The following is a 14,662-nucleotide window of genomic DNA, read 5'->3' on the forward strand; positions in this document are numbered from 1 at the left end:
ATCGGGATCTTCTTGGACAACGGATCACTCACTCGGAGAGCAGACTTGACTCAGCGGCTCCAATAGTGGACACCGCATTCGCACCAGCAACTACCGAAGGACCACTCACCGGCTTAACATGCATCCGACCTCTGCTCCTTTACGAGAGACCTAGATCGACCTAGCCAGCGTTCAGGTGTCGGAAAGCGCTCCGGTGGAAAACTATTGGCTCGATGCTTGTGCTCATGGTCAGTCCGACGACCTCCATCAGGACTATCTTATGATCCCCGGCATTGATGGTGTCATATGGGGCGCACTCCAGTGACAGTGCCGCACCCTCCACGAACACGGCGCCGCTCTCGGTTGCGTGCCAATCAATGCCCGCGAAGCGGTCGTCCGCCTTCGAGGACAGCGCCCTGGCAACCGGGCCGTGATCGTCAGATAGCACGCTCAACCCGAGCCGATCGAGATCAGCAAGCTTGGGCCAGGTCGACGACGTGTGAGCCACTGACACCGATACAAGCGCGGGATCGAGCGACACAGAGGTGAAAGAGCTCGCCGCAATGCCCTCGGGCTTCCCACTGACCATGCCGCAGAACGCCGTTACTCCGCTCGGGAAGCATCCGAAAGCCTCCCGGAGAACCATCTGGTCGAGGTCACTCTTGTTTGCAGTAACCTTCATGTTGATCACTCCCATTTTATTGGTTTGTCTTTTCGCTCTGAGCGCTCGTGGCGCGGAGCGACTTCAAATCCTTGCGGTTGCTCGGACCTGAATCTGAGGCATCACCTTGTTGCCGTATGCTGCCAAGGTTTCGTCCTTGGCATCGTGCTGTAGATACACTGCGAACTGGTCCACACCCAGGGACTCAAGCTCGCGCAGCCGTTCGACGTGCCTCTCGGCGGTGCCAATGAGGCAGAAGCGCTCGACGATGTCGTCAGGGACGAACGATGCGTGGTCCTTGTCGGCGCGCCCGTGCGAGTTGTAATCGTATGCGTCCCGGTCAGCGATGTAATCCGACAGAGCGGTTGGGATCGCTGCGCCGTCGGCGCCGTAGCGCCTGACAATGTCCGCGACGTGGTTCCCGACCATGCCCCCGAACCACCGGCACTGGTCGATCGCGTGGGCGTGGCTCTGGTCGCTACCGTCGGTGATGTAGGCAGGCGCGGCAACACAGATCTTCACATCGGCCGGGTCGCGACCGACATCGGCCGCAGCCTTCCGTACAGCAGCGATCGACCAGGCGGTGATGTCCGGGTCCGCGAGCTGCAGGATGAAGCCGTCGCCGACCTCACCTGCCAAGGCCAGCGCCTTGGGTCCGTATGCAGCGACCCAGATCGGCAGCTCGGACCTAATAGCCCACGGAAATCGAAGAAGGTTCCCTTTGTACTCGACCTGCTCACCGTTGGCGAGAGGGCGGATGACCTCAATGCTCTCTCGCAGTTGCGCCAGCGTGACAGGTTTCCCGTTGATCACACGCACTGAAGAGTCCCCGCGGCCGATGCCGCAGATCGTTCTGTTGCCGAACATTTCGTTCAGAGTTGCGTACAGCGAGGCCGTGACCGTCCAGTCCCGAGTCGCCGGATTGGTGACCATCGGCCCCACGACGAGATTGCGCGTGTTTGCCAAGATCTGGCTGTAGATGACATACGGCTCCTGCCAGAGCAGGTGCGAGTCGAACGTCCACGCATGGCTGAATCCGTAAAGCTCAGCCTGGCGGGCCACCTCGACCACTCGTGCGGCGGGCGGATCCGCCTGGAGCACAACTCCGAAGTCCATGGCTACCTCTCAGGACAAATTCTGCGGAAGGCTATGTCGCCGGTGTCGGTCGTATCCGGTGCTTAGCGCCAGGGTGGTTGTCCGGCAGTCGGCCGTTGGACTCCGCACCGAAGATCCGCTGCCGGAGGGTGTCGCCCTCCCTCGCACCCCACAGACCGCGCTTAGCGAGCTCGGGAACAACGAGATCGATGAAATCACGGTAACTGTCAAGGTTTCCGAACGTCGGTTCGAGCATGAACCCGTCGAGGCCAGTGTCCTTCGCGATCTGCTCGATCCGGTCGGCAACCTCGATCGGATCGCCGGTGACTTGGTAGCCGCGCAGGCCCTGCTTGCGGAAGGAGTCGAGAATCTCGCCGGCAGTGGGTGGCTTCTGGTCCTTGAACCGATCCACATGGGTGGTGCCGCCGTCGGCGGACACCTGCGGCAGCGGCTTGTCCTGATCGTAGTCAAGGAGATTGATCCCGGTGATGATCGCGTACACGATCGCCGCTGCCTCGGGAAGGTACGCGTCCTCGAGCTGGCGCCGCTTCTCCACGGCCTCATCGTGGGTCGGTGCGACCGTGACAGTGATTCCCGAGATCAGCTTGACATCGGTCTCACGGCGGCCCGCCGCCACGGCGGCCTGGCGGATGTCAGTGACGGCCTTCGCCGCCGCCTCGACGGACCCGGGCTGCAGGAGCACGCATTCGGCCGTGCGGCCGGCGAACTCTCGTCCTCGAGGCGAAGTGCCAGCTTGGAAGAGGACTGGCGTCCGCTGCGGAGATGGGGGGACGGGAAAGTACCCGTTGAGGTTGAAGTACTTACCGTCATGCTCGATCCGTCGGACGCGCCGGGGGTCGGTGAAGACACTGCCGCGATCGACCTTGTAGGCATCGTCGGCCCACGAGCCCTCCCAGAGTGCGAGCTGCAGGTCCACGAACTCGTCGGCGATGTCGTAGCGACCATCGTGTGGTGGGATCGGGACGCCGAAGATTCGGGCAGCACTATGGGCGCCGCTGGCAGAGACGACATTCCATCCGACACGACCGTTGGAGAGGTGGTCGAGGGTGGAGAAGCGACGAGCCGCGACGATCGGCGTCTCGAACAGGGCGGACGAGGTGGTGACGAGGCCGAGCTTCTCGGTAGCACCGGCGAGGGCCGAGAGAAGGGTGTGCGTGTCGCCGCAGCCGATCTGGACGCCTTCCTCGAAGGCCGTGTCCGGCACGGCGCCGTCCACCTCAGGCGCGGCGAAGCTGTCAGCGAAGAACAGGAAGTCGAAGTCCGCGCTCTCGAGCAGCTGCGCAAGCTCCTTCCAGAACGGCAACTGCAGGTACACGTCGCCGCGACCTTTCGGGTGTCTCCAAGACGGGATGCCGTTGCCTCCCGCGAACGACTCAAACACGCCCCAGATGAGGTTGTTCACAATACTTCCTTGCTCCTAGTGATTGCTGCGGATTGCAGTCTTGTCGTGCGGAACCGGCGGTCAGCCGGCCTTGTGCAGGCCGTTCGTCTCGGACGTGGCCCACGAAAGTCGTGCGATGTTGTCCTCGGTTACCTCTGTGCCCTCGACCTGGCCGGCGACCTGGCCGTCGCGGAACACGATCACACGATGGCAGAGTTCGGCGAGGTCCTGCGCCTCGGTGGTTGAGTACAGGACGGTAACGCCGCCCTGAGCCGCCTCGACGATGCGGCTGAAAATATCGCGCCGCGCACCGATGTCGACACCCTGTGTGGGCTCGTCGAGCAACAGAATCACCGGATCAGTCTGCAACCATCGGCCAACTAGAACCTTCTGCTGATTGCCGCCGCTGAGCGATGAGTAGATCGCGTGTGGATCTGCCGGCGACACCGAATACGAGTCGATTAGATCCTTTGTCCAACTGACCTCCCGCCTCCGGCTCAGGAAGCCGAAGCGGAGGAAGCGCGTGAGGACGGGCAATGAGGCGTTCTCACGGACCGGGGACGACCCCACCGCACCATTCTTGAGCCGCTCGGATGGCACGAGGCGGATGCCCAGCTCCATCGCGCGCCGTGCATCTAGCTTACCGAGCTGGACCGATCTGCGCCCCACCTCAAGCGAGCCAGTCACCCCAGGTTCCTCGCCGTATAACGCGTAGACGACGCGATCGTAACCCATTCCGCGAAGTCCAGTGAGACCGACAATCTCGCCGGCTTTCGCTTCGAGGTTGAACTCGCGGAGCTGGCCCTCGGAGCTGCAGCTCACTCGCAGCGTGACGTCGTCGGTCGCGGGGTGCTTCTCGGGGTAGAGCCACTCGAGGGGTTCACCGACGACGTGTGAGATCAGTTCCTCCTCGGTGGTCTCACTGATCAGAGTATCTGCGACCAGGCCGCCGTTGCGGAGAACGACCGCCCGGTCGCAGATACTCCAGATCTCCTCCATACGGTGAGACACGAAGAGGACTGCGATCCCCTTGGCTGTGACTTCCCGGATGATCTCGAAGAGGGTGTCGACACCGTCCTGTGTGAGGAAGGCCGTCACCTCGTCGAGGATCAACAGCCCACCGTCGTGGATCTCGGCGATTGCTCGCGCGATCGCCACCATTGCCTGCTGGATTGGCGAAAGATTCTCGACCGTGGTGCGGGGATCGATGTCTCGAACGCCGCACCGGGCCAACATCTCGGCCGACCGCCTGTGAAGTGCCGCCCAGCGGACCGGGACGACCGGTCCGCTACCGAGCTGGTCGATCAGCATGTTCTCGGTCACCGAGGCCGCCGGCAGCAGTGCGAGGTCCTGGTGAACCGTAGCGACCTTGAACTCCGATCCCGAATGCAGCGGGAAGGGGAGCCTGCGATCTCCGACGACGACGGCGGCATCCTTGCCGGAGTCGGGTGTGTGGAAGCCGGTGAGCACCTTGATGAGAGTCGACTTGCCGCATCCATTCTGGCCCAGCAGAGCAATGACCTGTCCCGACGGGATCTCGAATCCCACGTCGTTGAGCACGGTTCGGTTGCCAAACGTTTTGCTCAGGTGCTCGATCGCTATCCGCGGTCCCACAACGCTCCGGTTGGACCCAATGGGCGCGAGGATGTTTTCCGTCGTGCTCATGAGTTCGCCACACCCCAGAGGGTTTTGTACTTGGACGCGTAGTCGTCGTTGCCGTACCAGGTGCCCTGGTCAGCGTCGAGATCGAGGTCCTTGATGTTGGTCTCGTCGAAAAGGCGGAACGGGATCTTCTCATCCGCAACCGGATCCATGCCGAGCATCGCGCGGACGGCCTGGTCGACCGAAGCCCAGCCAGCCCACGCGACCGGCGTACCGACGTCGGTCTTCTGCGGGCTTCCGTTTTGGATGGCCTGCATCTGCGCCAGGTTAGCGTTCTGGCTGATCACGTTGATTCGCGAAGCCGCGCCGGCCGCCGTGACGGGCGGGAGGACGTACGGGACCATGAGATCGAGCACCGGGAAGATGACGGTGGCCTTGGGGTCCTGCGAGGCGACCTGTGCCGCACTGGTTGTCTGCTGCGACGGGTCGCTCAGAGGAACGTGCTGGTAGGTGGTCTCGCACTCTGGGCAGTATTTCTCGGTCGTGTCCTTCCAACCCTTCACGGTGAACTCTGAGGCCGGGTAGTCCAGGAAGTCCTGGACATAGGCCTTCATGTCGGTACCGCTTCGGAGCAGCTCGGTCCCAGCGAGAAGCTCACCGATACACGAGTAGCAGATGGTTGCGTTGGCGGTGACGCCGTTCGCCTTGTCGTCAGCAGACGGCAGGGCCGGGTCTCCGGTGAATGCACCGATGGTCGGGATTCCGGCGGCCTGTGCCTCCTTGAGAGCGGAGGAAATAGTCGCGGGAGTCAGCGCGAGGAAGATGATCGCGTCGACCTTCTCATTGATCGCACCCCTGAGCGCCTGGATATCCTGGGTGGTGACGAGGTTTCCGTTCCCACGCTTGACCGTCATGCCGAGCGCCTCGCCCGCCGCCTTCACACCGCCGGCGAACGACTCGGCGAATTCGCTCGTGCCGTCTGCGAGGACGAAGATCCTCTTGCCCTTGAGGCTCGACGCGTCGAGCTCCGGGCCCGGCGCCTGCCAGGTCGAGGGTTCACGTGCGGCGTCGACCATCTTGGTCAGCGTGGATTCAGCGTCTGCCGAGAGACCCTTGCCACCATTACCGCCCGAGGACGAGGACTCGGCGGCGGAGCTGGAACATGCCGTGATTGACATGCTAGCGGCGGCTAAGATCGCGGCGGCGGTCTGCCAGCGAACGCGGGACCTGTTGATTTGACGGGAATTCATCAGATCTTCTTTCAGACTGTGGCTTGTTGATGTGTCGCACCGAGGCCCTCGGCGAAGGTGTTGCGGCGTAGTGGATCCAGCGCTGTTGCAATCCGAGGGAGGTACTACTGAGGGTTGAACGAGGGGGCGCCGCCGCCAGTGCGGCGGGCCGCGAGTGTCGCGACCGCGGCGGCGACGACCAGCGCACCCCCGTAGAAGACCTGTTGAACCCATCCGCTCAGGCCAAGCTGGAGCAGGCCCGTGTAACCGGTCACCAGGAAGTAGACGGCGACCAGAGTTCCGATCGGGTTGGGTCGACCGGGCCAGATACACGTCGTTCCGAGCAGCGCCGCCGAGACCATCGGGAGCAAGAAGTTCTGGCCTACAGCGGGATCAGTGCTGTTGAGGTAGCCGGCCGTTGCGATCGATGCCACGCCGGCGAGCACGCTGCCGCCGATGAGAGACGCAATACGCAGCCGAGTCACGTGAATACCCGCCAGACGCGCGACGTCCTTGTTCGCTCCGACGAAAAAGAGTTGGCGACCGAGCGGCGTGTAACCGTACAAGTACCAGAGCAGTAGCGTTACAACGATCCCGATCCAAAACACGGACTGAATGCCGAGGAACTTGTCGGACATGAAGGCTGCGTAGTTCTCATCGACGCCGAACCGGGTGTTGTTGTCGATGGCGGCCGCTACTCCGAGGAACGCCGTCCCTGAGCCGAGAGTCACGATGAAGGAGCTCAGGTTGAGGCCCACGATGAGAAGTGCTTGCAGTGCCCCGACCACGGCACTGACCAGGATGACGATCAGCCAGGTGGTGAGGAACGGAACCTCATGCACGATGTGGAGCTGTCCGATCAGCACGACGTTGATGCTGAGAAGGCCTGCGAGGGAGAAGTCGAAATCTCCCGAGGTCATCGAGACGATGAGGGCGAGGCTGAGCAGCAGGAGGAGAGACTGCGCAGACAGAAGTGTCTGAAAGTTGGTGAGCGTCAAGAAGGTGTCGGGCTTGAGCGCGCCGAAAACTGCAATCAAAATCGCCCAGACGACCAGGATTCCGAAGCGGCTCATGAGTGAGCCGGTAAGGCGGCTCCTACGCAGAGACTGCTCCGCCGCAGTCTCTGTAACCTTCGGGGGAAGGACGTTCGTCATCGCACAGCCTCCGACTCCATCGACGCCACGTAGAAACGGTGCCGCATCTCCCCAATCCCCTCCACGTAGCTGACGAGCTCGTCACCGTCCTGGAGCCACCTCTGGGGCTCGCGTCCCATTCCAACGCCGGCCGGGGTACCGGTGAAGATCGCGTCTCCCGGCATTAGTGGAAGAACCTCTGAGAGCTGCTCGATCAGCTGACCGACAGTGAAGATCAGATCGCGGGTGCGACCCTTCTGCACGGTTTCGCCGTTGATCGAGCAGCCCAGCTCGAGATTGTCCGGGTCAGCGAACTCGTCAGGCGTGACGAGCCACGGACCGATCGGTCCGAAACCGGGGTACGACTTGGCGAGGCTGAACTGGGGCGGGCTGGCCGCGAGCTGGAGCCGTCGCTCGGAGATGTCTTGTCCGACCGACAAGCCTGCAATGTAAGACCAGGCATCCGCGGCGGATACCTTTTCAGCACGGCGGCCGATGACGGCAACGAGCTCGACCTCCCAGTCGATGTGACCATCGGCCGGGAGCTTGATTGATCCGACTGGTCCAGTGATGCAACTGTTGAACTTGGTAAAAATGGGCGGATGGGCAGTCGGAGTGTCCATCCTGGACTCTGCCGCGTGCTCGTCGTAGTTGAGTCCGATTGCGAAGATTTGGCCGGGCGCCGGCACCGGCGAGCCCAGTTCGGCGGCGCCGACTTCGCGGGCGACAGCGTCGGCGGGGACATCCTGAGCCCACTCGCAGAATTCATCCCAACGCGCGTACACAGCCTGGGGGTCGACCGAGAATCGGTCAGAGCTCGCGGAGTTGACGTCGACCCAGCCGGACTCTGTCCTGATGGCTAGTCGGCCTTGAACGTTGGCAATACGCATTGACTCTTCTCTCTCGTGAGGCCGTCTGGCTGCAACGGGCTCACATCACGTGACGTGCGTCACTCGACTTTCGACGATGAGTAATCATGCAGCCCAAAATTCGAGACGTCAATAGATTCTCGACATTTTCTACAACCTAGTAATACGTGATAGGAAGTAGGCGTTCGGCATCGCAAGCAATCCCAAGGAGAAGCATGATTTCGGTCGTCGTAGGCAACCCGAAGCCACGGTCGCGGACTCGTGATGCCGCAGTTCAGCTCGCCGAGGCAGTCATGGGCAGCGCGCCAGACGTCATCGTCGACGTCGCCGATCTCGGCTCCGGTCTGCTCGGTTGGGGCAACCCCGCGGTCGCGGAGGCGGTCGAAGCGACGTGCTCGAGCACCGTCTGCGTGGTGGCCTCGCCGACATTCAAGGCGACCTACACCGGCTTACTGAAGCTCTTCCTTGATCAGATACCTACCGGCGGACTGGATGGCGTCACGGCCCTGCCGTTAATGCTTGGCGCAGGCCACGGCCACGCAATGGCACCTGACCTGCTGCTCAAACCGGTCCTGGTCGAGCTCGGCGCGACCTGCCCGGTACCGGGCCCGTACCTGCTCGACTCCGACTACGGGCCCGGGCAGGCACGCGACGCGTGGGTGAAGAAGGCACAACGCTTCTTCGCGTAGCGAATGGGCAGAAACGCCAGGGATCGTCGCGAGTGGGAGCTAGCTCTGCGCGATGCCGAGCTCGGGCGAGTGCTCAAGCAGCACGTCGGACGTGTGGCGGATGTGCATATCAAGCACCTCGCACGCCTTATCCACCGCGCCCGCAAGAGCGTAGTCGAGGAGCGCCTTGTGCTCTCCGCGAATGTCGCGGTTGGGGTCATTCGGAATCGACCATCGCTGGTAGAGCTCGGCCGCGTCCCGCAGATCGCCCGCTATTCCACGCAGGCGCTTGTTGGGACAGGCGTCGAGCAGAGCCGCATGGAAGGCGCGATGTGCGACCGTCCATTCGTCAGCGACGCGGCGCGGATCATCCTTTGCCATCTGCGGCGTGCGATCCAGCGTGTGGTGAGCGGACATCAGCTCACTCTCCCAAGGTAGGCCGCCAGCTTCGATCGACTGCCGGAAGACCAGAACCTCGATCTCACACCGCGCCTCGGTCAAGTGCATCAGATCTTCGACCGAGATCGGCGAAACCCGAAAACCCTGCTGAGGCTCGCTGTTCACGAGGCCCTGCGAGACCAATCGCGAGAGTGCTTCACGGACGACCCCCATGCTCGCCTCATGCTTCGCCACCAGCGGGGCGAGCGCCAGCCGAGCACCAGGAAGCTCTCGCCCGGCGAGGATGTCCGCGCGAATAGATGCGGACACGACGTCAACACGCGTGGATGGGGACACCCTCGAAAGTTAGCATAATGTCCGAGTAAGCCGTTAATTTCAACATTTCAATTGTGACTCGACTTCGCTAAGTAGTGTTAGATCCCCATCTTTACCCTCTGCCGGGGGTGCGACCTCCGGGGCCTGGCCGACGCTACCGGATGTTGACGGCCTCCATTAGTGGTCTGCGGTGCTTGTCAGATGATGACCCCGGGATTCAGGATGCGATCGGGGTCCAGGGCGTCCTTGATACGGCCGGTGAGCGCGATTACATCGTCGCCCAGCTGGTCCGGGAGCCACTGGGTCTTGAGGCGTCCGACGCCATGCTCCCCGGTGATTGTCCCACCGAGCGCCACGGCCAGGTCCATGATCTCTCCGAATGCAATGCGCGCACGCCTCTCGCCGTCGGGATCGTCGGGCGAGTAGGCGATGATCGGATGCGCGTTCCCGTCGCCAGCGTGGGCGACGCAGACGATCGTCGTGCTCGTTCGTTCTGCGATCTTCTCGATGCCGTGGACGAGCTCGGGGAGCTTGGGGACGGCGACTCCGACATCTTCTAGCAGCAGGGAGCCGACCCGCTCCATCGCGATGAGCGTCGAACGACGAACGACAGCGAACTGTTCGCCCTCTTGCTGATCGTCCGTGGTGAAGATGTCGAAGCCGCCGTGCTCCTCGCACGCTGCCCTGACAATCTCGATCTCGTCGGCGGCCGCGTCCCCGGGGGCATCCGATCGGGCGAGAAGGAGGGCGCCGACGCTCCGGTCGAGGCCCATTCTCAGCAGGTCCTCGACCGCGTTGATGCTTCCGCCGTCCATCAGTTCAAGCATCGACGGCCGTGTCTTGCCGGTGATCGCCACGACTGCGCGCGCCGCGGACTCGATGCTGTCGAAGGTCGCAACCAACGTGGAGAACGGAGATGGCGCCGGAAGCAGGCGAAGCGTCAGCTCGGTGATAACGCCCAGGGTGCCCTCGGACCCGATGAACAGTTTCGTCAGCGAGAGTCCTGCTACGTCCTTCAGCTGAGGTCCCCCGAGCCGGATCGCCGTACCGTCGGCGAGGACGACCTCCATGCCGAGGACGTAGTCGGTGGTCACGCCATACTTGACGCAGCACAAGCCACCGGCGTTGGTTGCGGCATTGCCGCCGATCGAGCAGATTTCGTAAGAGGACGGGTCTGGCGGGTACCAGTAACCCAGCGCGGCCGCGGCTTGCTTGACCTCGACGTTCAATGCTCCCGGCTGGCACACCGCGACGCGCGCGACTGGGTCGACGTCTACGTTGGTCATGCGTTCAAGGCTGAGCGTGATGCCGCCTTCAACACCGCTCGAACCGCCGGACAGCGACGTCCCTGCACCTCGCGGTACCACAGGCACGGCATGGATACTCGCCCACCGCAGTGTCGCCTGGACATCGGCGGTGCTGTTGGCGCGCACGACTGCCTGCGGCATCCCTGCGTTCGGGTCGAGCGCGTGATCCTGGCGGTAGCTATCGACGATGCCGGCATCGGTGATGACCGTGTTCGGCGGCAGGGCGTCGATGAGCTTCTGCAGGACGTCCGGGTGGACGGTCATGAGGCTCCTCCGATCGGCCTGCGATGGGCCCGCTGGGTGCAACCGTTGATCATGGTGATTCCTGGGGGTGAGATTCGATGGAAGCGCCCGGGTGAAATTCCTCGACGGAACGCGGCGGTGTGGGTTGGGTCAGGTTCCGGCGACCTGTGACCGGCTGCCGCAGGCAGCCACAGGTCACCAAGAGCAAGTAGACATGCCGAGAGGCCAGGAAACGGAAGGTCCTGGAAAGGCACGACGTCCTGCTGTCCGTCGAGGCAGTGCCGAGCTGCGCACGGGTACGCCTACATACTCGTGCGCACTGGGGTTCAGGACCAGTGTGACATTGGGAGGCCGGCGACCGGCGACTGGAACGACGGCACAGACGTGCCGCCGAGAGAGCCGAGGTAGACCGTCTTGAGATCGGGACCACCGAAGGTGATGCTGGTCATGTAGGGCGCGATCGTGCCGCCGACGCCGGTCGCCTCGAGCTGCTCACCGGTGACGCCGCCGCCGCGGGCAACCTCGGCCGCGAGTGCTGCGTTGCCGGCGTCATTTCCATCGTTGATCAGCTCGACGACATCCTGCTCCGGAGTGATCGCGATGAGGCGGTCGGCGAAGACCATCGTGACCCAGAGATTGCCGTAGCTGTCGAACGCGATTCCGTCGGGGTACCCCGGGCCCAGGTCCTCTGGCCCGTAGGTTTGCCGATCGCTCAGGCTGCCGTCCTCCGCGACCCGCAGCCGGGTGATCTTGCGGCCGACGGTCTCGGCAACGTAGAGCCACTCCTCGTTCGCGTCGAGACGGACCTCGTTCGTGAAGGCGAAGCCCTCCGCGACGATCCGGAGAGCGTCGCCGTCGAGTAGCATGACGTATCCGTCCGCGACCTCATTGTCGAACGCGTGACCCCACGTAGGAAGCTTGGTGGACACGGTGATCCAGGTACGACCCTTGGAGTCGACCATCACGAAGTTGACAAGTCCGAGCGGGTGACCGTCAACCTTGTCGAAGAGGGTGGCGAGCTTTCCGCTGCTGGGGTCGAGTCGGTCAATGGTTCCGACCCCGATATCGCCGATCATGATCTGCTCGTCTCTGGTGAGTGCGAGACCGTTCGGCGTGCGGGCGTCCCACGACTCGTCGACCTGGTCGAGGCTCGGGATGATCGTCTGCGTTCCATCCGGGAGCAGTCGCTGCACGGCTGTGCGGGGGTCCGAGATGTAGAGGGTGCCGTCCTTCTGAGCGAGGATGCACTCTGGGCGATGAAGGTTCTGACCCACCCGGACGATAGTGCTGGTGTCGACCTTCCATCCCTTGAGCGGGTTGTCGTCCGAGATGCGCGAGTTGTCGGTCATGCTCATCTTTCCTGTGGGATTGGTTATGGCTAGAAGGCAGTGGCGCTGGCAGGTCAGCTCATCCAGATTCCACCGTTGACATCGATGACCTGGCCGTGGATGTAGCCCGCGGCCGGGCTGGCCAGAAACGCGACCGCCGGCGCGATCTCGTTAGGTTGTGCAATACGGCCGGCCGGGATTCGAGACGTATCCGCGGGGGGACGACCAGCGATCATCGGCGTGTCGGTGACACCCGGCGCCAGGCAGTTCACGTTCACGCCGCGAGGTGCTGCGCGGAGCGAGAGCCAACGGGTAAAGGTGTGCACTGCCCCCTTGCTACTGGCGTAGAGGGCACCGGAGAGCAGGCCACCCATGCGGCCTGCAACCGAACCGAGGATCACGATCCGACCCCCTCCTCGCGCCGCCATGGCAGCGACCGCTAGCTGCGAAAGTCGCATCGTGGCACCGATATTGACGTCCATCACTCGACGAAAAGTGGTGAACCACTCGTCACTCATCAGCTCGAGCGCCGGCTCATCCGGGAAGTACGCACTGGTAATGATGAGCGCGTCCGCGTCCTCAAGCAATTCGCCGATCCGGAGTTGGCTGGCCGTCTCAGTGACATCCATCTTCAGCCAGCTGTGCCGGTCGGCGTCGACGAGGTTCGCCCGAGGTGTCTCAGATTTGTCGGCGATGTCAATGATCGAGAGGCGGGCACCGTTCGCGGCACAGATCCGAGCTGTCTCGTAGCCGATTCCGCCGGCTCCGATGATGACCACGTGCTGCCCGGTGAAGTCCAGCCCCATGTGCGGGGGCCTGTTCGGCATGTCGTTCATCTCCAACGCGGCCCGCCTCGCGCCAGTCAGCCCAGTTTCCGGTACTGAGCCGCCGGATGGGTTTCGTCGAGTCGAGGATTGCCATGGCCGAATACCCGCTCGCGCAAGGTAGGGCCGTCCGGGGATTCGGGCACCATCCCGCGCTCCTTCAGGATCGGCATGAGCAGACGCGCGAAGTCCTGGTGAGTGCCCGGGACGATGTACGGCTGGATAAGGAAGCCGTCCGCCCCGGTCTCTGCGATGACCTGCTCGACCTGATCGGCCACGGCCACAGGCGTCCCGACGAACTTCTTCGCGTTGTGGCCGTTGGAGCGCCACTCCTCGAGGATCTCGCCGACCGTCTTCTGATCGGCCGCAGGAGCCTTCTTGTATCGGTCAAGGCTGGAGCGACCCAGGTTGGTCTGCTGGACCGGGATCGGCTTGTCCTGGTCATACTTCAGCAGGTCGATGCCTGTGATAAACGCATACACGGCTGCGGCATACTCCCGTGTCGCATAGCTCAGCATCTCCTCTTCAGCGGCTTGCGCGGCCTCATCCGTCTCGGCGACGATAAAGGTCGCACCGAGCATGAATTTGATGGCACCGGGCTTGCGTCCGAAGGACTCCGCACGGCGGTTGATGTCGTCGATCGCGTCCTTGGTCTGCTGGCTGCTGCCACCTCCAAGGAAAACTACCTCCGCGTTCTGCGCGGCGAAGTCCCGGCCCTCATTGGAGGTACCCGCCTGCATGACGAGAGGTGTGCGCTGCGGCGACGGCGGGACATTGAGGATGCCATCGGACTTGAAGTGCTTGCCCGAGTACGAGACCTGGTGAACTTTCTTCGGGTCTGCGTAGATGCCCGCCTCCCGGTCCACGAGAAGCGCGTCCTCCTCCCACGAGCCCTCCCACAGGCCGTAGGTCACATTGAGGTGCTCGGACGCGTGCGCGTAGCGGTCGTTGTGCGGGATCTGCTCCTGGCCGAACAGTCGCGACGAGGCCGCGTAACCGACGCCGGTCACGACGTTCCAGCCGACGCGACCCTTGGTGAAGTGGTCGAGCGTGGAGAATCGGCGTGCGAGAGCCGGCGGCGGCTCGAAGAGCGTGGAGCCAGTAACGACAACGCCCAGGTTATTGGTCACCGCAGCGATAGCGGCGATGACAGGGAACGGGTCGGCCATCGGAATGTTGACCGCGTTCCTCAGTGCCGCATCGACGACTTCGCCGTCAATACTGGGATATCCAAAAGAGTCGGCGAAGAAGAGGAAGTCGAAACCGGCCTCGTCGAGCTCCTTGGCCATGTCGGTCCAGTAGTCGAGGTCGAGGTAGTCCACCGACGCGTTGTCGGGGTTCCGCCACGCGGCGCCGATGAAGCCGTACGGCGACATGGTCTGCAGGATGCCCAACGTCAGTTTCTTCGTCACTTCAGCTCTATCCCTTTCAATGATGCGCCGCTGTCGATCTCGGGATCCCGAGCCCACCGGCGTCTTTGTCTCGTCGACACAGCCCACCGCGGCCCGGGAGTGGCGCACGTGACTTCGCAACGTGTGACGCACGCTACTGACAGCGAAATCAACATGTCAATAGATACTCGACATTTATCGATGTGGTTGACAACTG

The 14,662-nt window shown here is 63.0% G+C and carries 13 protein-coding genes; 1 reads left to right on the forward strand and 12 read right to left on the reverse strand.

All coding sequences use genetic code 11. The features are described 5' to 3' along the window. Positions 1–160: 160 nt before the first annotated feature. From ACFU5V_RS28710 to ACFU5V_RS28740, 7 genes are all read right to left on the reverse strand, one after another. Positions 161–661 carry a flavin reductase family protein gene (locus ACFU5V_RS28710; protein ID WP_378703334.1) on the reverse strand — a complete coding sequence of 167 codons (501 nt, stop codon included), beginning with the start codon at positions 659–661 and terminating at the stop codon, positions 161–163. 63 nt (positions 662–724) lie between these two features. Continuing rightward, positions 725–1,756 carry a TIGR03842 family LLM class F420-dependent oxidoreductase gene (locus tag ACFU5V_RS28715; protein ID WP_378703283.1) on the reverse strand — a complete coding sequence of 344 codons (1,032 nt, stop codon included), beginning with the start codon at positions 1,754–1,756 and terminating at the stop codon, positions 725–727. A 31-nt stretch (positions 1,757–1,787) separates the two neighbouring features. Next, positions 1,788–3,158 (reverse strand): NtaA/DmoA family FMN-dependent monooxygenase, encoded by a 1,371-nt coding sequence (locus ACFU5V_RS28720; RefSeq protein WP_378703284.1) that lies wholly within the window; start codon positions 3,156–3,158, stop codon positions 1,788–1,790. A gap of 60 nt (positions 3,159–3,218) precedes the next feature. Further along, entirely contained in the window at positions 3,219–4,802 is a 1,584-nt protein-coding gene (locus tag ACFU5V_RS28725) for a sugar ABC transporter ATP-binding protein (protein ID WP_378703285.1), read from the reverse strand. Continuing rightward, positions 4,799–5,815 carry a sugar ABC transporter substrate-binding protein gene (locus ACFU5V_RS28730; protein ID WP_378703286.1) on the reverse strand — a complete coding sequence of 339 codons (1,017 nt, stop codon included), beginning with the start codon at positions 5,813–5,815 and terminating at the stop codon, positions 4,799–4,801. The genes ACFU5V_RS28725 and ACFU5V_RS28730 overlap by 4 nt, the downstream gene beginning before the upstream one ends. Positions 5,816–6,093: 278 nt before the next feature. Continuing rightward, positions 6,094–7,041, reverse strand: a complete 948-nt coding sequence (locus ACFU5V_RS28735) for an ABC transporter permease (protein WP_378703287.1) — start codon at positions 7,039–7,041, stop codon at positions 6,094–6,096. Positions 7,042–7,118: 77 nt separating this feature from the next. Continuing rightward, the gene (locus ACFU5V_RS28740) at positions 7,119–7,991 is read right to left on the reverse strand and encodes a fumarylacetoacetate hydrolase family protein (RefSeq protein WP_378703288.1); all 873 of its coding nucleotides are present in this window, start codon (positions 7,989–7,991) and stop codon (positions 7,119–7,121) included. A 194-nt stretch (positions 7,992–8,185) separates the two neighbouring features. Between ACFU5V_RS28740 and ACFU5V_RS28745 the strand changes: the two genes are divergently transcribed. Then, positions 8,186–8,659 (forward strand): NADPH-dependent FMN reductase, encoded by a 474-nt coding sequence (locus ACFU5V_RS28745; RefSeq protein ID WP_378703289.1) that lies wholly within the window; start codon positions 8,186–8,188, stop codon positions 8,657–8,659. Positions 8,660–8,698: 39 nt separating this feature from the next. Here ACFU5V_RS28745 and ACFU5V_RS28750 read toward each other — a convergent pair whose 3' ends face one another. The 5 genes from ACFU5V_RS28750 to ACFU5V_RS28770 all read right to left on the reverse strand — a co-directional run bounded on the left by ACFU5V_RS28750 (position 8,699) and on the right by ACFU5V_RS28770 (position 14,466). Continuing rightward, positions 8,699–9,373, reverse strand: a complete 675-nt coding sequence (locus ACFU5V_RS28750) for a GntR family transcriptional regulator (RefSeq protein ID WP_378703290.1) — start codon at positions 9,371–9,373, stop codon at positions 8,699–8,701. Positions 9,374–9,549: 176 nt separating this feature from the next. Further along, the gene (locus ACFU5V_RS28755; protein WP_378703291.1) at positions 9,550–10,923 is read right to left on the reverse strand and encodes an FAD-binding oxidoreductase; all 1,374 of its coding nucleotides are present in this window, start codon (positions 10,921–10,923) and stop codon (positions 9,550–9,552) included. 305 nt (positions 10,924–11,228) lie between these two features. Next, positions 11,229–12,251, reverse strand: a complete 1,023-nt coding sequence (locus ACFU5V_RS28760) for an SMP-30/gluconolactonase/LRE family protein (RefSeq protein WP_378703292.1) — start codon at positions 12,249–12,251, stop codon at positions 11,229–11,231. 53 nt (positions 12,252–12,304) lie between these two features. Next, complete coding sequence (locus ACFU5V_RS28765) at positions 12,305–13,066, reverse strand: SDR family NAD(P)-dependent oxidoreductase (protein WP_378703335.1); 762 nt, start codon at positions 13,064–13,066, stop codon at positions 12,305–12,307. 26 nt (positions 13,067–13,092) lie between these two features. Then, entirely contained in the window at positions 13,093–14,466 is a 1,374-nt protein-coding gene (locus tag ACFU5V_RS28770; RefSeq protein ID WP_378703293.1) for an NtaA/DmoA family FMN-dependent monooxygenase, read from the reverse strand. Positions 14,467–14,662 lie beyond the last annotated feature (196 nt).

This window comes from Rhodococcus sp. NPDC057529 (genome assembly GCF_042802055.1).
Classification (GTDB): domain Bacteria; phylum Actinomycetota; class Actinomycetes; order Mycobacteriales; family Mycobacteriaceae; genus Rhodococcus_F.